18 protein-coding genes and 2 pseudogenes are annotated in these 20,184 nt (G+C 57.0%); 3 read left to right on the top strand and 17 right to left on the bottom strand.

Features of this window, described 5'->3' with window-relative positions:
* The first annotated feature begins 255 nt into the window (after positions 1-255).
* On the top strand, positions 256-1,875 hold the full coding sequence (gene aroE / locus RBB80_RS15340) for a shikimate dehydrogenase (protein WP_433969169.1): 1,620 nt from the start codon (positions 256-258) through the stop codon (positions 1,873-1,875).
* A gap of 47 nt (positions 1,876-1,922) precedes the next feature.
* On the opposite strand, the gene RBB80_RS15335 is transcribed toward aroE, so the two are convergent.
* From RBB80_RS15335 to hfq, 11 genes and pseudogenes are all read right to left on the bottom strand, one after another.
* Positions 1,923-2,318: a hypothetical protein gene (locus RBB80_RS15335; protein WP_433969168.1), complete on the bottom strand. Its 396-nt coding sequence runs from the start codon at positions 2,316-2,318 to the stop codon at positions 1,923-1,925.
* A gap of 174 nt (positions 2,319-2,492) precedes the next feature.
* Positions 2,493-2,708 carry a hypothetical protein gene (locus RBB80_RS15330; RefSeq protein WP_433969166.1) on the bottom strand — a complete coding sequence of 72 codons (216 nt, stop codon included), beginning with the start codon at positions 2,706-2,708 and terminating at the stop codon, positions 2,493-2,495.
* A gap of 538 nt (positions 2,709-3,246) precedes the next feature.
* Positions 3,247-3,681, bottom strand: a complete 435-nt coding sequence (gene atpC / locus RBB80_RS15325; protein WP_433969165.1) for an ATP synthase F1 subunit epsilon — start codon at positions 3,679-3,681, stop codon at positions 3,247-3,249.
* Between the two features lie 3 nt (positions 3,682-3,684).
* Positions 3,685-5,127 carry a F0F1 ATP synthase subunit beta gene (gene atpD, locus RBB80_RS15320; protein WP_433969164.1) on the bottom strand — a complete coding sequence of 481 codons (1,443 nt, stop codon included), beginning with the start codon at positions 5,125-5,127 and terminating at the stop codon, positions 3,685-3,687.
* Positions 5,128-5,157: 30 nt separating this feature from the next.
* Positions 5,158-6,249, bottom strand: coding sequence for a F0F1 ATP synthase subunit gamma (locus RBB80_RS15315; protein ID WP_433969162.1), 1,092 nt, complete (start codon positions 6,247-6,249; stop codon positions 5,158-5,160).
* A gap of 3 nt (positions 6,250-6,252) precedes the next feature.
* Entirely contained in the window at positions 6,253-7,800 is a 1,548-nt protein-coding gene (gene atpA / locus RBB80_RS15310; RefSeq protein WP_433969161.1) for a F0F1 ATP synthase subunit alpha, read from the bottom strand.
* 62 nt (positions 7,801-7,862) lie between these two features.
* Positions 7,863-8,401: pseudogene (atpH, locus tag RBB80_RS15305) on the bottom strand (ATP synthase F1 subunit delta).
* A complete protein-coding gene (locus tag RBB80_RS15300; protein ID WP_433969160.1) occupies positions 8,401-9,123 on the bottom strand; it encodes an ATPase in 723 nt (240 codons plus the stop codon). Before RBB80_RS15300 ends, atpH begins: the two are co-directional and overlap by 1 nt.
* On the bottom strand, positions 9,120-9,587 hold the full coding sequence (locus RBB80_RS15295; protein ID WP_433969159.1) for a hypothetical protein: 468 nt from the start codon (positions 9,585-9,587) through the stop codon (positions 9,120-9,122). Before RBB80_RS15295 ends, RBB80_RS15300 begins: the two co-directional genes overlap by 4 nt.
* A 369-nt stretch (positions 9,588-9,956) precedes the next feature.
* Positions 9,957-11,336 carry a GTPase HflX gene (hflX, locus tag RBB80_RS15290; protein WP_433969691.1) on the bottom strand — a complete coding sequence of 460 codons (1,380 nt, stop codon included), beginning with the start codon at positions 11,334-11,336 and terminating at the stop codon, positions 9,957-9,959.
* Between the two features lie 78 nt (positions 11,337-11,414).
* Entirely contained in the window at positions 11,415-11,738 is a 324-nt protein-coding gene (gene hfq, locus RBB80_RS15285) for an RNA chaperone Hfq (protein WP_433969157.1), read from the bottom strand.
* Between the two features lie 246 nt (positions 11,739-11,984).
* On the opposite strand from hfq, the pseudogene RBB80_RS15280 reads away from it, so the two are divergent.
* A pseudogene (locus tag RBB80_RS15280) lies at positions 11,985-13,150 on the top strand (DegT/DnrJ/EryC1/StrS family aminotransferase).
* A gap of 176 nt (positions 13,151-13,326) precedes the next feature.
* Here the strand turns inward: RBB80_RS15280 and RBB80_RS15275 are convergent.
* Positions 13,327-14,613, bottom strand: coding sequence for an SH3 domain-containing protein (locus tag RBB80_RS15275; protein WP_433969156.1), 1,287 nt, complete (start codon positions 14,611-14,613; stop codon positions 13,327-13,329).
* A gap of 190 nt (positions 14,614-14,803) precedes the next feature.
* The gene (locus tag RBB80_RS15270) at positions 14,804-15,856 is read right to left on the bottom strand and encodes a lactonase family protein (protein WP_433969154.1); all 1,053 of its coding nucleotides are present in this window, start codon (positions 15,854-15,856) and stop codon (positions 14,804-14,806) included.
* Between the two features lie 247 nt (positions 15,857-16,103).
* Here RBB80_RS15270 and RBB80_RS15265 point away from each other — a divergent pair, with 247 nt between their 5' ends.
* A complete protein-coding gene (locus RBB80_RS15265) occupies positions 16,104-17,018 on the top strand; it encodes a M28 family peptidase (RefSeq protein ID WP_433969153.1) in 915 nt (304 codons plus the stop codon).
* A gap of 279 nt (positions 17,019-17,297) precedes the next feature.
* Here RBB80_RS15265 and RBB80_RS15260 read toward each other — a convergent pair whose 3' ends face one another.
* The 4 genes from RBB80_RS15260 to nadA form a co-directional block, all read right to left on the bottom strand.
* Positions 17,298-18,764 carry a catalase gene (locus RBB80_RS15260; protein ID WP_433969151.1) on the bottom strand — a complete coding sequence of 489 codons (1,467 nt, stop codon included), beginning with the start codon at positions 18,762-18,764 and terminating at the stop codon, positions 17,298-17,300.
* Between the two features lie 57 nt (positions 18,765-18,821).
* On the bottom strand, positions 18,822-19,250 hold the full coding sequence (locus RBB80_RS15255) for a Fur family transcriptional regulator (RefSeq protein ID WP_433969149.1): 429 nt from the start codon (positions 19,248-19,250) through the stop codon (positions 18,822-18,824).
* A 67-nt stretch (positions 19,251-19,317) separates the two neighbouring features.
* A complete protein-coding gene (locus RBB80_RS15250; RefSeq protein WP_433969147.1) occupies positions 19,318-19,749 on the bottom strand; it encodes a DUF2203 domain-containing protein in 432 nt (143 codons plus the stop codon).
* Positions 19,746-20,168: a quinolinate synthase NadA gene (gene nadA, locus RBB80_RS15245; RefSeq protein ID WP_433969145.1), complete on the bottom strand. Its 423-nt coding sequence runs from the start codon at positions 20,166-20,168 to the stop codon at positions 19,746-19,748. Before nadA ends, RBB80_RS15250 begins: the two co-directional genes overlap by 4 nt.
* Between the last annotated feature and the right edge of the window lie 16 nt (positions 20,169-20,184).

Raw genomic sequence — 20,184 nt, 5'->3', positions numbered from 1 at the left:
GATTTAGCAAACGGTTCTAGAGTCGGGGCCGCTCGGTCAAGCCACCTCGCATTTCTTCCATTGGGACAGTACCCGGTAACATTCTTCAATATGTAGAGTCTACTTTTTAGTACCGCAACAAGGCTTAGCGCATCCAAAGATACGGAAACAATTGACGATGCGGGGGCACGAACTAACCCCCTTATATTTCAACAAAAATTTGCATCCTTCCCCGCGGGTCTGTAATATACCGCGATTGTAGACATGAGAGTGAATGTGCCCACCGTAGCCCCGCAATTTCTTCGTTCCCGTATCGGTAAAGTCTGCGTGCCCATCATCGGCGCCACGCCCGCCGAGATGCTTGAAAAAGCCAGCGCCGTTGTCAAGGAGACTCCTTTCCTCGAGTTTCGCCTCGACTACCTGGAGAAGCCTCTCCTCGCCCTGCCTAAACTGAAACACTTCCTCGGCGAAAACACCGCCGTCACCGCCATCGCCACCTGTCGCCGCGCAGCCAACGGCGGCAAGTTTGCCGGCCCCCTCGCCGCGGAGATGGAAATTCTCTCCAAGGCAGCAACGTCCGGCTTCCACATCGTCGATCTTGAGCTCGAATCCGCCGAAAGTTTGAAAAAAGGCGAGCTTCAGAAGCTTCGCGAGACAGGCGTCGCGCTTATCGTTAGCCACCACGACTTTACCGCAACCAAAGATCTTGACACCATCTTCAAGCGCATCGAGCCCTTTCAACCAGACTTCATCAAGATCGTCCCCACGGCCAAAACTCTCACCGACAACGTTACCCTCATGCGCTTCATCGAACGTATGGACAATCACTCCAACATCGTCGGCGTCTGTATGGGTGATGCCGGCATCATCTCGCGCGTCCTCGGACTCCGCGCCGGCTCTGCCTTCACCTTCGCTGCAGCCACCGCTGGCGAAGAGACCGCTCCCGGCCAGATTGCCGCCCGCACACTGATCGAAACCTATCGGATCGATCAGGTCGATGCAGCCACCAAGGTCTATGGTGTCGCCGGCAACCCCATCCGCAGCTCGCTCTCGCCCATCATGATGAACACGGCCTTCCGTCGCGAGACCGTCAACGCTGTCTATCTCGCGCTTCAGGCTAACAAACTCTCCGACCTGCTCAAACTCGTCCACGAGATCCCAATCCAAGGCCTCAGTGTCACGATGCCGCTCAAGCAGGAAATCATGGCGCACCTCGAAAAGACCGATCCCCTCTCGGCCAAAATCGGTGCCTGTAACACGGTCCTGCGCCAGGACGGCAAGCTATACGGCTTCAACACTGACGTCGCCGGCATCACTGGCCCCATTGAGAAGCGCATGGCTCTTCGCGGAGCAAAAGCTCTCGTTCTCGGTGCCGGCGGAGCAGCTCGCGCCGCAGTCTTTGGGATGCGCGACAAGGGTGCCGAGGTTTTCATTCTCAATCGCACCGCCGAAACCGCGCAGAAGCTGGCCAAGCAGTCCGGTTCAAAGACCATCAAGAAGGAGGCCGTCGCCAAGACGACCTTCGACGTAATCGTAAATGCGACTCCCATCGGCATGACCGGCATCAAGGGCGCACCTATTCTCGAAGCCGTAGATCTCAACACCAAGTTGGTCTTCGATCTGGTCTACAATCCACTCGAAACCCCACTCCTCCGTCTCGCGCGCCAGCAGAGCATCCCCATCATCACCGGCATCGAGATGTTCGTGCAGCAGGGAGCGCGTCAGTTCGAGATCTTCACCGGCAAGCCTGCTCCAGAAGAGGAGATGTTGCGCGTCGTAATCCACGCTCTACGCCAGCAGGCCGAATCTGCCACGGAGACTTCGGCACTCACCGCGAAGACAAAAAAGCCTCCTGAAAGATCTTCCTCCATAAAAAATCGAAGTCAGAAAAACTAAACCCCGGATCGCTCCGGGGTTTACTTCTTTACCTGGAATTTCACTTGTCACGCGTCATGGCAACCGGTCAGTACAGAAAAGGGCATCCGCAGACTCAGACGATCGATCGCAGCCTGAACCAATTCCCGCACCCTGGACGGCGTGACGTCAAGAAACTTTGCCACCTCGATCTCCGAGGATCGCAAAACGAGCTTCAGCATAAATGCCAGTCGCGGCAGGTCAGGCAACTCACCAAGAGTGCTTGGCAAATAGGAAGCATCCTCCTCACTTCCTTTGCGCCCTAGACCCAGTCCAGCGATCGCCTGCGTAATCAATGTCTCCCTCACCTGGTTATATGCAAGCAGAGGCGTCGAGGCATCGAACGGAATCGCGTCCAACTGCTCCATCGTGCGCAGAATCGCCTCTTCGACTAGGCGGTGATCCGCCACGAGATACCATGCCAAGGTCGCGAACTCGTCCAAATGTTCGAGAAACAGCAAATACCATGCGGCATTCTTTCGAATAGTTTTGGGGGGCCAGCCTTTCGTGAAACCCCTTTCGGTGTGGCAAATGAAGTTGGCATGATGAGACTCCTGGCCCTCTACAGGGTCACCTCTTCGACAACGTGCCGCGCCGCTTCAAGCGGCGCGTTGCTTCTGGACTGGTGCTCGCCCGATGACCACGGTCTTCGACGTTTCAGCCGGCTCGCTCAAACGCTCAAGCATCTCGTTGGTCGTATCCTGCACCCGAGTATTTGGCCTGTGTAGTTTGCGGGTTCCCTTGGCAACCAGCCGAACAAGCTTATAGCGGTTTGATTCATACGCGACCGCCTTAAAGATCAATTCAGAACGCATCGTAGTAGTTCCTCCTGATTAGTTAGCGATTGTTCACTTGCTTCGATCGCCCCTGCTCATCAGGTGGTGGGCGCTCCAAGATCGTTCAACCCCTTGCTTCAAAGCCGCAAGTCGCACAATAGTTCGACTCGTCGCAGCCTCGTTATGACATCTGATCCATAAAGTTCAGCGAAAGTTTCGCTCTTCGCCGTCTCTCTTCTGAAATCGCAGCATTTTTAGACAAATCGCAGCGTTTCTCAACAACACATTCGGCCAAATGTCGACCTTGACCGAGACAATAGCACCCCACGCTTTTGCTTCACAATTACATGTTTCTGTTAAGTCCATGTCGTAGTCCGCCCATCTTTCCGCCAATGGATACAGATCATCGCGTCAAAAGTTCCCACCAAAGGTCAGAACCCAGGCGATAGCACACCCGTGCCCGACGATTCGAAGAGACACCTCCATCCTTCGAGAGCCGGGTCGATGAGACTTCGCCATGGAAATAGAAAAGCCGCCCTGTTCAAGGCGGCTTCTTTAGCTCTCAGATTAGAAAGGTTTAGCTGCTCTTACCCTGTGCCGAGGCGATCTTCTCCTCCGCCTTTCGCGTAACCGCGTTGGCTTCGTCATACTTCTCGCCATCGTCGCCTGCCTCACTCCAAAGCTTCTGCCCCTCTTGAAGCTCCTTCTGAGCCTCTGCGGTGTCAATCTCATCGGGATGCAGCGCGGTCTCCGCCAGGATCGTCACCCGCTCCGGCAGCACCTCTACGAAACCCCAGGCCACGAAAAACGTCTGATCGCCGGAGCTGCCACCATGCAGCCGCACCTCACCAGCCCCAAGTTCTGCGAGCAGCGGCGCAGCACCATACAGGGCCTCCAGATACCCTGACCTCGCCGGCAGCTCTACCGCCTCCGCCGTCGCATCCAGCAGGACACGGTCCGGCGTCACCAGCCGAACCGTTAACAACCCCGAATTGCTCGTCGTCTCTGCCATGAGTTATGCCGTCTGCTTCATCTTCTCTGCGGCTGCAATCACATCTTCGATTCCGCCCTTCAGATAGAAGGCCTGCTCCGGAATATCGTCGTGCTTGCCTTCGATAATCTCCTTGAAGCTCCGAACCGTATCCGCGACCTTGACGTAAGCGCCTGGGATACCAGTGAAGATCTCAGCCACATGGAACGGCTGCGACAGGAACCGTTGCACCTTACGCGCACGCGCCACGGTGATCTTGTCCTCCTCCGAGAGCTCGTCGATACCGAGAATCGCAATGATGTCCTGCAGATCTTTATAGCGCTGCAAAATCTTCTTTACACCCTGCGCCACATCGTAGTGCTCCTGCCCAACAACACGAGGAGACAAGATGCGCGAGGTGGAAGCCAGAGGATCGACGGCCGGATAGATACCAAGCTCCGACAGCGGACGCGAAAGCACGGTTGTTGCATCCAGGTGAGCAAAGGTTGTCGCCGGAGCCGGGTCGGTCAAGTCGTCAGCGGGCACATAGACAGCTTGCACCGACGTGATCGAACCCTTCTTCGTCGAGGTGATCCGCTCCTGCAACTCACCCATCTCAGTCGCAAGATTCGGCTGGTAGCCTACGGCCGAAGGCATACGGCCAAGCAGAGTCGAAACCTCAGAACCCGCCTGCGTAAACCGGAAGATGTTATCGATGAACAACAGCGTATCCGCGCCCTCTTCATCGCGGAAGTGCTCCGCGACCGTGAGACCGGTCAGTGCCACGCGAAGACGCGCCCCTGGCGGCTCAGTCATCTGTCCATAGACCAGCGTCGCTTTGCTCTTCGGGAGATCCTTCAAGTCGATAACGCCGGACTCCTGAAACTCCACCCAGAGATCGTTTCCTTCACGAGTACGCTCGCCCACTCCGGCAAACACCGAGAAGCCTCCATGCTGGCTCGCGACATTATTGATCAGCTCCTGAATGATGACGGTCTTGCCAACACCCGCGCCACCGAACAGACCGATCTTGCCGCCCTTCAAGAACGGCTGAATCAGGTCGATGACCTTGATCCCGGTCTCGAACATCTCTTCGCTGGTCGACTGCTCGTCAAACGCAGGAGCCTGCCGGTGAATCGGCAGGTGGACCTTAGCGTTAACCGGACCCAGTTCATCCACTGGATGACCGAGCACGTTGAGCACGCGGCCAAGAGTCTCGCGGCCCACCGGCACCATAATGCCTGCGCCAGTATCGATCGCCTTCATCCCGCGAACCATACCTTCGGTCGCGACCATCGCGATACAGCGCACGCGGCCTTCGCCAAGATGCTGCTGAACCTCAACGATCACATCCAGCGGGGTGGGAACATCGAAGCCTTCGCTGACGATGCGGATCGCCTGAAAGATAGGCGGCATGTGCGATTCTTCGAATTGAATGTCAACGGCCGGTCCGCTGATCGAAATTACTCTTCCAATATTCTCTGCCATAAGTCTCTTTCGTTGTCGCAGCCGCTGTACTTAGAGAGCAGCCGCGCCACTCACAATCTCAATAATTTCCTTGGTAATTGCTGCCTGACGTACTCGGTTCATGGTGAGGCTCAGGCTGTCGATAAGATCGCCTGCGTTCTTCGTCGCAGCATCGGTCGCCGTCATGCGCGCCGCATGCTCTGCTGCGGTGGACTCGAGCAACGCATGAAAGATCACCGTCGTCACATACCGCGGCATCAGATGCCGAAAGAGCCTCTCCGGCGACTGATCGAAGATGTAGTCGACATCTGCGGTGCCAAACTTCTTGGCTTCCTCTTCCATCTCACTAGCTTCTGGCACATGAACGCTGATGCCTTCAGACTGCGCCGCCCGAACAGCGGCATCGCGCTCCTCCTGGGTCCGTTCCAGGGAAGACTCAACATTATGCTCTCCAAGCTCAACAATCGGAAGCAGCTTTTCCACCACGATCCGCTGCTGCAATACCGACTTGAACTCGTTATAAACCAGATAGACCGAATCGATCTCCGACCGTTCGTAACGTTCTATGATCGAGTGCGCCAACTTGGAGACAGCCGCAATCTCGGTCTTGACTAGAAGATCCGGATGCTCGTCCGCAACTTCGATCCGTGCTGCGCGGTGACGGATCGTCTCAAAGTGAGTCGCAAGATCGTTATCGTAGTGCTCTTCCGTCTTCTCGTAGTTCGCAGCGGGAAACTTTCTCTTGTAGAAGCCAATCGCCTTTTTCCCGATTGGCTCAAGATCAATGTTCTGCCCCTTTGCCATGCGAGCATCGATGAACTTCTGCGCTGCTTTCCCCACGTTGGAGTTGAAGCCGCCCGCAAATCCCTTGTCGCCTGCGATCACGACGACCAGCACGTTCTTCTCTTCGCGCTCGATCAGCAGCGGATGAAAGATCTCGCCAGTCTGCTCGTTATAGATATCGGTGCGACGCACCAGGGACTCCAGCACATTGACAAGCATCTGTTCATAGGGTCGCGCCTGCATGGCACGCTCCTGCGCCCGGCGCAGCTTAGCCGCCGAGACCATCTTCATGGCCTTCGTGATCTGCCGCGTGTTCTTCACACTGCGGATGCGACGCCGTAAATCGAGTACGTTTGCCATGGTTTACTTAGCCGCAGCCGTCTCTTTCTTGTCCTTGCGATCCGCCAGGAAGTTTCCCTTGTACTCTTTGATCGCCGCCGTCAGACGAGCCTTCAAGTCGTCGTCCAGAGCCTTCTTCGTAGCGATGTCGGTAAGAATTGAAACCTGCGCCGACTCGAGGTAAGGATAGAAGCCGTCCTCAAACGCCCGCAGATCGGTCACTTCCACATCATCCAGAAGCCCATTCACACCAGCAAAGAGAATCGCAACCTGTTTCTCCGCAGTCAACGGCTGGAACTGAGGCTGCTTTAGCAACTCCGTCAGACGTTGTCCACGGTTGAGCTGCTGCTGCGTTACCTTATCGAGATCCGATCCAAACTGCGAGAACGCAGCCAGCTCGCGATACTGCGCCAAGTCAAGCTTCAACGTTGCACCCACCTGCTTGGTCGCCTTGATCGCCGCTGAGAAACCCACGCGCGACACGGATAAACCAACGTTGACGGCCGGACGCACGCCCGAGTTGAACAGGTCTGTCTCAAGGAAGATCTGCCCATCCGTGATCGAGATCACGTTGGTCGGAATGTAAGCCGAAACGTCGCCAGCCTGCGTCTCGATGATCGGCAGAGCTGTCAGCGAACCACCTCCAAGCTTGTCCGAAACCTTCGATGAGCGCTCCAGAAGACGCGAGTGGAGATAGAACACGTCACCGGGGTAGGCCTCGCGCCCAGGAGGACGACGAAGCAGCAGAGAAATCTCGCGGTAGCTTGCAGCGTGCTTCGAGAGATCGTCGTAGATCACGAGGGCATGCCTGCCGCTGTCGCGAAAGTACTCACCCATCGCGGTCGCTGCAAAGGGCGCAAGATACTGCATTGGCGCCGGTTCAGAAGCCGTTGCAGCAACGACGATCGTATACGCCATTGCGCCATGCTCTTCGAGCGTCTGCACCACTTGCGCCACCGAAGAACGCTTCTGCCCAACCGCGCAATAGATGCAGATCAGGTTGTTCTTAGCGGAGTTGATGATCGTGTCGAGCGCGATCGCAGTCTTGCCTGTCTGGCGGTCGCCGATCAAAAGTTCGCGCTGGCCACGGCCAATCGGAATCATCGTATCGATCGCCTTGATACCAGTAGCCATCGGCTCACGCACCGATTGACGATCAATGACACCAGGAGCCAGCCGCTCTACCGGCAGATACTTGTCCGTGTTGATCGGACCCTTGTCGTCGATAGGTTGACCCAGCGCATTCACCACGCGGCCGATCAAAGCCTCGCCTACCGGTACGGACATGATTTTGCCGGTACGCTTTACCTGATCGCCTTCACTGATCTCCGTGTAGTCGCCCAGCAGCACCGCCCCGACCTGGTCTTCATCGAGGTTCATTGCAAGTCCGGCAACGCCGTGCGGAAACTCAATCAATTCGCCGGCCATAACTTTATCCAGGCCGTGGACACGCGCGATGCCGTCGCCCAGCGAGATGACCGTTCCAACCTCATCCACCTGGATGCGCTGCTCAAAGTTCTCAATCTGCTGGCGAAGCAGTTCTGTTATCTCATCCGCCTTGATCTGTGCCATGTCTTCCTTCTACTCGATTCGTGTCAAATCTTCAAAAACTTAGCGCCGTCACCGGCAAGTCTCTACGCGTTCACAAGCTTCTGCTTCAACTGCTGCAACTGTCCCCGGATAGACCCGTCATACACGGTGGAACCAAGTCGCACCACAGCTCCACCCAACAGAGTTGCATCCTGGTGATAGGTAGCCCGAACGCGCCCCCTGCAAGCTTCGCAACCTGAGCCTCGAGCTCAGCACGATCCTGGTCGTTCAAAGGCCGTGCACTGGTAATCTCCGCCTCGGCCATGTTGGATTGCTCGTCGGCAAGGACATGGTACTCATTGAGAATCTCATCCAACTCATCGAGACGCTGATGATTCATAATCACGGCAATAAAGTTCCGTACCTGTGGGAACATACCGATTCGTCCGGCAATCGCATCGAGCACCTTCAACTTTTGCTCATTCACGATCGAAGGATTCATCAACACTTCCCGCAGATCATGGCTCCCGGCGAGCGTGCCGCTGAAATCACCGATCTGCTGTTGAGCCGCAGCGGAGTTAAGGTGAGCGGAAGCGGCGACTGAAGCAAAAGCGTGTGCATACCGCAACGAAAGGACAGACATTAGTTTTGCCCTTTCTTCGAATCGTCACTCGTGAGCCGCTGCGCAAAACTCTGCACCAGCAGACGGTCAGTCTCCGCCGTTACTACCAGCTTGCGTGCTGCTTGTTCGATAGCAAGCTCTGCGGCGTATTGCTGAATCTGTCGCTGCGCAAGAGCTGTTGCGGCCGTAATCTCCTGCTCCGCCGCCGCCAAAATCTTCTGCCTCTCCTCTTCCACGCTGGCCGCAATGCGCTGCTCATCAACCGCGGAGTCCTTCTCTGCCTGGGCGCGCATGGCAGCAATTTCACCGTCCAGCTTGCTTAGACGACCTTCCACCCTGCTCAGCCGGGCATTGGCATCTTCGGTCGCCGAACGCGCGTCCACAAGCTGCTTCTGAATCGACGTGTTCCGATCACGAAAGGTCTTTGGCAACGTCTTTGCCAGGAACCACCCCACAAGCCCCGCCAGAACCACAAAGTTGGCAACCGTGAACGCCGTGGCCGCCTGCTCCGCGTTCAAGCCAACCTTCGCGCCGAGAGCACGCACCGTGGCTGAATGGAGATACTTGTCGTTCTCATCTTCTTCTTGCTGATTCTTCTCCGGAGACCGCGCCTCGGGTGCCCGCTGTCCAGCGTTTGTGCTCGGAACACTTGCGTCCTGCGCTTTCACATGGCAGATCGGCGCAAATAGAAAACCAAGCAAAATAACAACAGGCAAAAGCCTCTTCCCAAAAGAAGTTTTCACTGCGCAACCTCCGTTGCATGAACTCCGGCCGGAAGCACCGCATTGAGAATCTGCGAGCTTAATTCTTCGCTCATTCCTGCAATCTGGAGCCGCGCCTCATGGGCGCTCTGCGCAATCTCCTGCTTAGCTCCGTGAACTCGACCCTGTGTCTGCTGACGAACCTGCGCGAGCGCTGCCTCCCGCTCCGCATTCCACTGCTTCAGTTTCTTATCGCGCATCTGAAAGATTTCGATCCTGGCGCTACGCAGCTTTTCTTCGTAGGCCGCAGTCTCCGACTCCGCCGCGGCGATCGACCTCCGAGCCTGCTCGATTGCGCCTGAGGTACGTGCACGCCGCTCAGCCAGCACGCGGTCCAACGGACGCCGGACCAGCAACCCGTAAGCTGCCACCAACAGAATAAATAGAACAATCGTCGGCACGGAGCCGAGCACAAGTCCACCGAGTTGATTCAGTATCTGATCCATGAAATGGGGTCGGCCGGGGCCGCTTGGATGTCCTGTCGTGAGCGGTCTCACACCGCTACTCTGTTCCAGAAACACTGGCGCAGAAGCTGCATGTTAGTTCGAGGTACACCTAGTTTTAGCAAAGCGATTATGAGAGTGTCAACCAAGTCTCCGATGAATATCGGCCATATTGATCGGTATTCGCACGGCTACTCTGGACCGCTCCCTCAACGAATTATTTTCACCTTTCCTTTGACTTCCTGAGGCAAAGGACTAGACTTGAACTTACCACCTGGACCCTAAGCTCTGGGTCACATAGGTCGCGTGATCGAGGACACCACCTCCGCTCCTCGTCAGGCGGCCTATGCTAGTTAACGAGCCTTTTTGCTTTCAACCCACCCGCGCGTGGAATCTTCTGAATCGGTTCAGCAGAGAAGCCGGCCCTCGCGCCGTAATGTACGCCAGATTCCCCTCAAACCGCTTTCCTTCCACCACTGCACCTGCCTCCAGAGCAGCCATCACCGCTCCCTCCGACTGAGGCAGACGAAACTGCATCTCAATCAGTGGGTCCACGACCAACGCAGCATCAATCGCAGCTAATAAGTGATCCAGCCCCAGCTCTTTCAGACCCGAGACAGCGACACTTCCCGGCGCTCCCATGGGCATTCCTTCGTCATTCTGGACCAAGTCAATCTTGTTCAACACCTCGATCACAGGTTTCTTCGAAACGTCCAGCTCGGCCAACACCTTCTCAACCTGCGTCTTCTGTTCATCTACCATCGGACTCGACGCATCGCGAACATGCAGCAGCAGCTCCGCTCGCTCTACCTCCTCCAACGTCGCCCGAAAACTGGTGACCAGCGTGTGCGGCAGATTGCGAATAAACCCTACCGTATCCGACAGCAAAATCTTCCTCCGCGAAGGCAGCGTCAACTGCCGCAGCTTGGGATCGAGGGTAGCAAACATCCGCGAAGACTCCAGCACTCCGGCCTCAGTCAGTGCGTTGAATAATGTGCTCTTCCCTGCGTTGGTATAGCCCACCAGCGCAACCACCGCCACCGGAACCGCCTCTCTCCTCTGCCTCTGCTGCCGGCGGATCCGCCGCACTGACTCCAGTTGCTCCTTAACATGATCGATTCGCAGATTGATCTTCCTTCGATCCGTCTCCAACTGCGTTTCTCCCGGTCCCCGCGTCCCGATACCGCCGCCCAGTTGAGACATCGACTTTCCGCGTCCAGCCAACCGGGGCAACTGATACTCCAGCTGTGCCAGTTCCACCTGTAGCTGACCCTCCCGCGTCCGTGCATGTCTTGCGAAGATGTCCAGAATCAACTGCGTTCGATCGATAACCCGGCACGGCAGCTTTGCCTCCAGATTTCTTAACTGGGAAGGCGACAGATCATGGTCAAACAGCACCAGATCGGCCCCTGTCGAGGCAATCACACCCTCGATCTCCTCGAGCTTTCCTTGCCCCACCAGCGTCGCCGGATCTGGCCTCGGCCGCCGCTGAATCAGAGTCGCGGCCACCTCAGCTCCCGCGCTCCTCGCAAGCTCTTCAAACTCAGCCAGCGAAGCATCGAAATCAAGGTCAATTGCCGATTTAGGCGCCGCGGAAAAATCGACCGCCTCCAGTGCAGTGCCAGCCGAGACGGCAGCTGCGGTCTTTGCTAGCCTCGCCGCGGCGGTCAGCTTGCGGCGCTCACCAGTAAACTCCACGGCAACCAGCACCGCGCGCTCCGCCTGGGGCAGGCTTCCCCGCCCATGGCGCATTGCCGACTCCTGCGCTTCGACCAAGCTGCGCCTCGCAGGCTTCACTCCATCGATCTTCACACCTTCGGTTGTCAACGTCTAACGGCCTTGTGTCCCTGTCGCCTCTGGTACCGGTGCACCTGTTGCAGGGGCCGAACCTACCGCCGCGCGCACGTCTGGCTTGGCATCGGTCCGTACATCACCATGCGCACCCGCTCGCCCGCTCACCACAGTCGAGATCGCATGTTTGAAGATCAGCTGCTCCTGGCTATTGTTCTCCAGCAACACCGAATATTTATCGAACGACCGAATCTTCCCTGTCAGCTTCACGCCGCTTACCAGGTAGATCGTGATCGGACTCTTATCTTTTCGCACTGTGTTGAGAAAAGTATCCTGAATGTTCTGTGCCGGCTTTGATTCCATGGGGCCGATCTCCTTTGTCAAGTGTTCACTGCGGTGAGGTTTTCCGTGACCCATCGGCTTCAGAACAAAACTCAGCGCATCCAACGGCCAAGTCTGAAGCCAAGACTGTCAACAATACGAGCATCCACGGCAATAATCAACCTGCGCCCTCACATTGTAAAGACGAACGCAATACTTCGTTAGACGCATTGCAAGACAGAACGAGAGTCTATCGCACTCTCCACAGCTATATACGAGCGATATACCATGGCAGATGTGACCATCCGCAATCCGCAACCCGTTCCAATGCTTGACTTCTCCCGCCAGTTCGCCATCCTCCGACAAGAAATCCTCGACTCCATCGAAGCCGTTTGTGCCTCGCAGCACTTCATCCTCGGCCCCCAGGTCGCCAGCTTCGAGCACGCCGCCGCCATCGCCTGCGCTGTCCCTCACTCCATTGGTTGCGCTAGCGGCACCGACGCCATCTGGCTCGCCCTCGCAGCAGCAAACATCGGCCCGGGCGAAGCGGTCATCACCACCCCTTCAGCTTCTTCGCCACAGTCAGTGCCATCCTCCGCTGCGGCGCCACACCTCTACTGGCCGACATCGATCCCGCCACGTTTAATCTCTCTCCCGCCTCAGTCGAAGAGGTCCTACACACCATCCCGGGCAAAAATGTCAAAGCCCTCCTTCCCGTTCACCTCTACGGCCAGTGCGCCGACTGGGACAGATTCACTGCGCTCAAACAAAGCCACAACCTTCTGCTCATCGAAGACGCGGCTCAGGCCTTCGGAGCAACATGGAATGGCGTCCCGGCCGGAGCATTAGGTGACGCAGCTGCCTTCAGCTTCTACCCCACGAAAAATCTAAGCGCCATGGGAGACGCCGGCCTCGTCACCACCACCTCCGCCGCAATCGACGACCACGCACGCATCCTCCGAGCCCACGGCATGCGCCGCCGTTACTATCACGAGGAGATCGGCTGGAACTCCCGCCTCGACTCCATCCAGGCCGCCGTCCTCGAGGTAAAACTCCGTTACCTGCCCAAGTGGAACCAGCAGCGCCGCGACCACGCCCTCCGTTACGACCAGCTCTTCCGCGACGCGAACCTGACCGCCGACAGTGTAGACAAAGGCATCGTGCTTCCCATTACCGATGAACGCGCTGGCCACGTCTTCCACCAGTACGTCATCCGCACACCCCGTCGCGACGAACTCCGCCAATATCTCGCAGAGCGCAAGATCGGCAGCGAGATCTACTACCCGGTCCCGCTCCATCTGCAGACCAGCCTCTCTCACCTCGGCTACAAGAAGGGCGACTTCCCGATCAGCGAGGCCGCTGCCCACCAGGTCCTCGCCCTCCCCATGTATCCCGAGCTACGCGAAGACGAGCAGCAGACTGTAGTCGACACCATCGCCACGTTCTACGCTTGAGGCCAAACTTTGTGATTTTTCGGCCGCCAAGATCAGCGATCGCATTCGCCTCGCAAAATTGCCCGCTACTACCTACCAGGGATGCGGAATTTTTCCCCTAGGCCAATAAGTGACAGATCGGAAATGATGAGTCTCTCAGATCCTCCCATTCCGACAGCGCAGAACTCCTGGCCGCCCTACCTCTTCTTTTTCCCCCTGCCGCCCTTGGCAGCCGCGCCCTTCTTCTTGTCCGACACTGGCTCCGGATGAGCCTCTCCCGCCGCAGTCGTCCCCGGCTGAATAACCCGCCGCACCAGGGTGCCCTCCAGCCGATAAGTCTTCAACACCGTCTTACCCGGCACGATCGCACCGGTCACAGGATCAGGAACAACCGGCCCCGCCTCATCCGACAAAACTCGATACGAGAAGGTCGGCGCTGGCGTAGTAGCCGTAGGCGACTTCCCATAGGGATCTGTCGCCATCGTCACCGTAACCGGTAAGTACCCCTCGATATTTCTGTCGCGAAAGCCCGTCTCGTAGCGATGTTTCTTTACATTCCACGTAAACACGCGCACCTGATTAAAGTCATAGGTTAACCCTGCTTTATATGGGCTCAACACCGTCACATAGATCGGAATATTCTTGTCATCCTGCTCAGCCTCCGGGTCATTCACCTTGGTCAGAACATACGAACCGACTATCCGCTGCCCTTCGGAATACCGCGTGATCGCATCGGGAGCATCCACATCCATCATCCTGCTATAGAGCCAACCCGTATCGCCCTTGGAGTCACGAACCAGCCACCAATCTTCCATCGCCGGTGGCGCAGGTTCCTCCGGCGCTGGTGGCGTAGCAGTCGCAACAGCCTTCGCACCCTTCCCCGCAGAACCCGTCGTCGTCGCAGCAGCTGGACTTGGAGCAGGTGCAGCCTTCGCCACCCGCGTTCCCGGCGGCAAAGGCTTGGCCAGCGTAGCTCGAGCGAGCAGCTTCAGCTTCTCGCCCTCCGCCAGCCGGAAGAATCTCTCCGTGTCGCGTCCCGGCTTGGCATGCATATAAACCTCATCCCGCACCACCGCAGAGGCAACCACCGGATCGGCCTTATGATCCTGCTTCAACTTTTCAAACTGGTCGAAGATATCCTGGGTCGCAACGACTTTCTCATCGATCCAACCCTGCTCCCCCTTAGCTGTCTGGACCTTCACAAACCGCCGCCCGCGGTCGAGCACCTCGAGCCGATCCCCATTTTCCACCGTAGCTGTGCGATTGGATACCGCCGCCACGCGGTCGCGCAGAAACGTCTGCTTCGCCGTCACATACACATACTGAGCCGCAGGCTTAGGCCGCAGCCGCGAGCACCCGCTCCCCCAGCCACCAAAAGCACCGAAACCGCCACCACGCTGCAAATCTGCCAAAAGCGCCGCACAAAACCGAATTGTCCAGATGAAGAAACGATAGCCTTGAAACTCCGCGTCACAGCACACCACTTACTCCATACTAACGGCGGCCTCGCCAAATCCATAACATCTCGGGATCAACTCCAACACCTCCGCCCAGGTTGAGAAACCAACTAGTGAGTGAGCGCAATTGCGATAGCCCCTGCAGGATCAGTATCAGTAGCGATACTCGTCGCAAAATCGAGTTTGCCCGGAGTCGTAATGTCAAAGCTGTACATCGTCAGATCGGGACTGCCCCTTGCGACGCCCCCAGCAGATACTTGCCGGTTCTATCAATCCCCAGCGACTGAACCGACGTCCCGCTCTTATAGGGCGAGCCGCTCAGCGGTGTCAACGACAAAGCCGCCGGCGTAGTCCCTGGTGCAATCGTATATCCAGAGATCGTGCCACCGGTACGGTTTGCCGCATAGACGTAAGTTCCGGTACCGTCCAGCACCACAGAAAAGGTTCCGCTCCCCGCAGCGAACGGCGACCCCGTGACCGCATTCAGGGCGCCTCCCGACCCAATGGTGTACACCCCGACTCCCCCGCTGGTCCCACTCCGCGCGATATAGAGATAGGCAGTCTTTGGGTCCACCGCCAGCCCATAATCACCAGTGCTAGCACTCACGTTGGCTAGACTCTGGCTCTGAACAGCCGCGCCCGTGGTTGTGTCAAACGTAAACACGACATCTCCCGCAGTTCCAAGCGCAGCAAAGATCAGCGTCCCGTCCGGCGACACCTGCACCATCGACGGTTGCCAGGTTCCCGCTCCCGAATGAAGCGAATAAGCCGCAGGCGACTGCGCCGCAGCCGTCAACGCCCCAGTCGACGAGTTGATCTCGAAGAGATCAAGTTGCTGCGTAAAACTGTCCAGCGCAATCAACCATTGCCCGTCCGGTGAAATAGCCAGCGAATTCGCAGTCACCGCAACCTGCACAGCGCCGCCCGTCGGTGCGCTCAACGATCCGTTGGCATTGATCAGGTACAAGCTGATTGACCCTTGCCCCGCAATATAAAGAAAGGCATTATTCGGAGATACAGCCTCCGCAAATGGCGATGCCGCAAGCGCTACCGGCGAGCTGTTCACCGCAGTCAAGGTTCCCGTACCCACCACGAATCCACTCACAGACTTCGTCGTCTGATTCAGCACATACACCTGGTTTCCGGTCGCTCCGGTCCCGCCACCAGAGTTATTGACCGGAGGAAAGAATCCCGGACACCCCGTAAAGCCCAGCAACATCATCGCGGCGCCCGCCATCGTCCAGCGCCGCGCGCTTCTCCGTCGTTCCATCGTCACCACAGCCTCTTCTCTATCTTCGCAGCAGCCAAAGCCAACGCAGAATAATTCAATTGGCGTTCCTCTATAATTTTCTCAAATGTATTCCTCGAAGCTCTTATATTTTCTGCCCTGGGCCGCGATTCTGTTGACACAAGCCCTTCCCTCCACATCCAAAGCACTGCAGTCTCACTCCTTCGACGCAGCAACACGGCAAACAGTATCGCTCCCTACCACGCTGCAACAGGAAGTTCACGCAGATATGAACTTTCTCGCCGACGATGAACTTCACGGCCGAGGCTCAGCCACGCGCGACGAGCACATCGCCGCCCTCTTCGTCGCCTCGCAGCTTCAATCCCTGGGACTCGAACCCGGCGGGGACAATGGCACCTTCCTCCAAAAATCGGCCCTGCCCGACCCTCTGCCCGCAAAAACCCAACAGCGCATCGCAAAATTCCAGGACGTCCCGCGCAAAGAAACTTGGAATGCCATCGCCATCCTGCGCGGAACCACCTCACCCAACGAGGTCATTCTTCTCACCGCGCATCTCGACCACCTCGGCATCGGTCCCGCCAACGTCTCGGGCGATACCAACTACAACGGAGCCGATGACGACGCATCCGGCACTACCGCCGTGCTGACCCTTGCCCACATCCTTGCCACCGGACCACGCCCAAAGCGCACCATCGTCTTCGCACTCTTCGGCTCCGAGGAACTCGGCGGCTTCGGCAACCGCGCCTTCCTTGCCCATCCGCCGATACCGCTCACCGGCATCGTCGCCAACCTCGAGTTCGAGATGATCGGTCGACCCGACCCGGCAGTACCCGCTGGAACCCTCTGGATCACCGGCTTCGACCGCTCCAACCTTGGCCCCGAGCTTGCAAAACACGGTGCTCACCTGGTCAACGACCCTCACCCCAAAGAAAACTTCTTCCGCCGTTCCGACAACTACGCGCTGGCCCAGCAAGGAATCATCGCTCAAACCGTCTCCAGCTACGGCCTGCACAAGGACTACCACCAGCCCAGCGACGAGATCCGGACCATCGACTTCACCCACATGACCAATGCAATCGCCTCCATGGTCAATCCCATCCGCTGGCTGGCTGACTCCTCATGGAAGCCCGAATGGAACTCAGGCCGCAGACCCGAAGCCAATCCCACCGGCCCAACACCTTAAAACGTCCTGCCGGACGGGCCTCCTGCGCAGAGGGCGGCCACTTCGTGGCGCGTATACCCTGTGATGGCGAGTGAAGGACAGTGGTCCTCCCGTTGGTCGGAAAGAAAAGTGATGCCGACCAAAAGGGAGGCCCTAATCAAGATCGTCCTGCCCAGAAAAAGTACACGAGTCACGAAGTGACCGCCTCGCGCGCAGCGAGCCCGTCCGGCAGGACATTAGCCATAAAAGGAAAAAGGGCAACCGGCAAGGGTTGCCCTTTTATGTAACTATACCCGTTACTTATGCACCAACCAGCTCTTCCTTCTTCACAATCTCTTCGATCTTGCGTCCGATAGCCTTGGCAACGCCTTCGCCATACTTCGGATCGCACTTGTAGAAGTGATTGATCTGCAGGTCCTGGATCCGCGTCTCGACCTGCCCAAGACCGGCCGCGATATTCCCGCACAGCCGCTCCTGCGCATCGGGTGTCATCAGACGGAACAGGTTCCCCGGCTGCGTGTAGTAGTCGCCATCATGCTCGCGATGGTCGTACCGTCCCACGGTCGCCGTGTTGTAGGTCACCGGACGCTCAAGGTACTTCTTATCCTGCGTCGGTCCGCCAAAGCTGTTCGGCTCGTAGTTCGGTCCGCTGCCGCCGTTCTCGCCAAACCGCATGCTGCCATCACGGTTGTACGTGCTGTACGGGCACTTCGCCTCATTGATCGGAAGCAGGTTGTAGTTCACCCCGATGCGATACCGGTGTGCATCCGGATAGCTGATCAAACGACCCTGCAGCATCTTGTCCGGAGAAAAGCCCATACCCGGAGCAACATTCTTCGGATCGAACGCCGCCTGCTCGACTTCAGCAAAGTAGTTCACCGGATTGCGATTCAACTCCAGCTCGCCGATCTCGATTACAGGGTAGTCCGAGTGAGGCCATACCTTGGTGAGGTCGAACGGGTTGATGTGATAAGTCTCCGCCTCAGCCTCCGCCATAATCTGAATCTGCACCGTCCACTTCGGGAAGTCCCCCTTCTCGATCGAACGGAAGAGATCGCTCTGCGAGTGATCCATATCCACAGACTTCATGTGATCGGCCTCTTCGCGATTGAAGTTTTTGATCCCTTGCTTCGTCTTGAAGTGGTACTTCACATAGAACAGCTCGTTCTTCGCATTGATCAGCGAGAACGTATGGCTGCCATATCCATTCATGTGGCGATAGCCATCGGGAGTACCGCGATCCGAAAACAGAATCGTCACCTGGTGCAGGCTCTCCGGCGAAAGCGACCAGAAATCCCACATCATCTTGGGCGACTTCAGATTCGTCTGCGGATCGCGCTTCTGCGTATGAATGAAATCAGAAAACTTCAAAGGATCGCGGATGAAAAACACTGGCGTATTGTTACCTACCAGGTCCCAGTTGCCCTCTTCCGTGTAGAACTTCAGCGCAAATCCACGGGGATCGCGCTCGGAGTCGGCCGACCCCTTCTCCCCGCCAACGGTCGAGAAGCGCAGGAACGTTGGAGTCTTCTTACCCTTCTCAAATACCTTGGCGGTCGTGTATTTCGCCATATCAGGATTGGTACAGGTAAAGGTGCCGTGCGCCGCGGAACCCTTCGCATGAACCACACGCTCTGGAACACGCTCACGGTTAAAGTGCGCCATCTTTTCAAACAGCAAATAGTCTTCAAAGACTATCGGTCCACGATTACCCACCGTGATGGAGTTCTGGTTATCGCCAACCGGTCGCCCGGCATCGGTAGTCATTTGCTTGCTCTTCAAGTCTTCTGCCATAGTTCACCTCTTACACGTTAAGAAATCGCCCTAAGCCTGCTGGCACTTCGCACAAATGCCAATCACATCCACTGCATACCGCTCCACCAGAAATCCGCCGGGCAGTTTGTCCTGCTTCGACACCAGCCCAAGCTCTTTTTCTCCAATGTCGGTAATCGTCTTACACTTCGAGCACAGCATGTGGTGATGAGGTTCATCGTTCATCTCAAGGCGCAGCGAGCCATGATGCAGGCTCACCTCGCGGAAAACGCCGCTCTCCACAAACAGATATATGTTTTTGTAAACGGTAGCCAGCGAGATTGCCGGAACCTTCTTCTTCACCTGTGCATAGACCTCTTCCGGACTCGGATGGCCGTGCATTGTCTTCATCACTTCGTACAAGACCTGCCGTTGGTGCGTCACCGCGATGCCGTTCTCCTGGCAAAGCTCACGAAACGACCTGGCCTCGTTCACCAACATGAGACGAGTATAAACGATAAAGATTATCGTTTGATAAATTTAGTTATCCACACAGAGCAGGGAAAGTCTAGTTGAGCCGCTCCGTCTTGCCAAATCGCGCGTCCAAAGGCTTTCTGCCATCGAAGCCTTCCTCCTCGGTATGCCAGTGGGTAATTGCCGGTTCGCCAAGCTTCCAGCAAAGCAGAACCGTTCTCCCATCCATCAGATAAGGAAAGTCCAGCAGACCCTCCTCCAGGTCTTTCACCTGAACACCGATCGAGTCGATCTCAGCAAGAGTGTCCTTGGCCAACTGCACGGCTCTATCCCGTTCAGCCCGGCGCCGAGCTGCGACACTGACATCCACGTGCATACCACCAGACAGAAAGATCCTGTGACTCAACTGCTGCATCTCGTACTCGAGTTCCGCAGCCCGGGCATGCCCCTCCCGAGCCTTCCTTAGCAGAGCTTCCACTACTGGCAACAGTGTCTGTGCCTCGCCCAACGTAAACGTCTTACTCAAATCCTGATCTCCAGCATCCTGTCGAGCGCAACGCGCGCCCATTGCTTCACATCATCGTCCACCTTGATGCGATTCACAACCCGTCCGTCGACCAGATTTTCCAGAGCCCACGCCAGATGCTGCGGAGAGATCCTGTACATCGTCGTGCACAAGCAACCCGAGTCATCGAGCGTAATCACCCGCTTGCCCAATGGGTCAAACCGTTTCGCCAACCGATTCACCAGGTGAATCTCAGTCCCAACAGCAAAACTCGAACCTTCCGGCGCCCGCTCAATCGCCTGAATGATGTGTTCGGTCGAACCCACATCATCGGCCTTCTGGCACACCTCCCAGCGGCACTCCGGGTGCACGATCACCTGCATCCCAGGCTCCTCCCGGCGCACTCGATCGATATGCTCCGGCAGAAATCGCTGATGCACTGAGCAGTGTCCCTTC

It is taken from the genome of Tunturiibacter gelidiferens (assembly GCF_051013345.1).
Taxonomy (GTDB): domain Bacteria; phylum Acidobacteriota; class Terriglobia; order Terriglobales; family Acidobacteriaceae; genus Edaphobacter; species Edaphobacter gelidiferens_A.
Note: the sequence above shows the minus strand (reverse complement) of the source record. Positions and strands in the feature narration are given on the sequence as shown.

Excerpts from the sequence above, each read along its gene's own strand:
- RBB80_RS15330 (WP_433969166.1), bottom strand. The coding sequence starts at position 2,708 with ATGCGTTCTGAATTGATCTTTAAGGCGGTCGCGTATGAATCAAACCGC.
- RBB80_RS15270 (WP_433969154.1), bottom strand. The coding sequence starts at position 15,856 with ATGGAACGACGGAGAAGCGCGCGGCGCTGGACGATGGCGGGCGCCGCG.
- RBB80_RS15255 (WP_433969149.1), bottom strand. The coding sequence starts at position 19,250 with ATGTTGGTGAACGAGGCCAGGTCGTTTCGTGAGCTTTGCCAGGAGAAC.
- RBB80_RS15265 (WP_433969153.1), top strand. The coding sequence starts at position 16,104 with ATGAACTTTCTCGCCGACGATGAACTTCACGGCCGAGGCTCAGCCACG.
- RBB80_RS15260 (WP_433969151.1), bottom strand. The coding sequence starts at position 18,764 with ATGACTACCGATGCCGGGCGACCGGTTGGCGATAACCAGAACTCCATC.
- hfq (WP_433969157.1), bottom strand. The coding sequence starts at position 11,738 with ATGGAATCAAAGCCGGCACAGAACATTCAGGATACTTTTCTCAACACA.
- atpC (WP_433969165.1), bottom strand. The coding sequence starts at position 3,681 with ATGGCAGAGACGACGAGCAATTCGGGGTTGTTAACGGTTCGGCTGGTG.
- atpD (WP_433969164.1), bottom strand. The coding sequence starts at position 5,127 with ATGGCAGAGAATATTGGAAGAGTAATTTCGATCAGCGGACCGGCCGTT.
- RBB80_RS15295 (WP_433969159.1), bottom strand. The coding sequence starts at position 9,587 with ATGGATCAGATACTGAATCAACTCGGTGGACTTGTGCTCGGCTCCGTG.
- hflX (WP_433969691.1), bottom strand. The coding sequence starts at position 11,336 with ATGCGCCATGGGCGGGGAAGCCTGCCCCAGGCGGAGCGCGCGGTGCTG.
- atpA (WP_433969161.1), bottom strand. The coding sequence starts at position 7,800 with ATGGCACAGATCAAGGCGGATGAGATAACAGAACTGCTTCGCCAGCAG.
- RBB80_RS15315 (WP_433969162.1), bottom strand. The coding sequence starts at position 6,249 with ATGGCAAACGTACTCGATTTACGGCGTCGCATCCGCAGTGTGAAGAAC.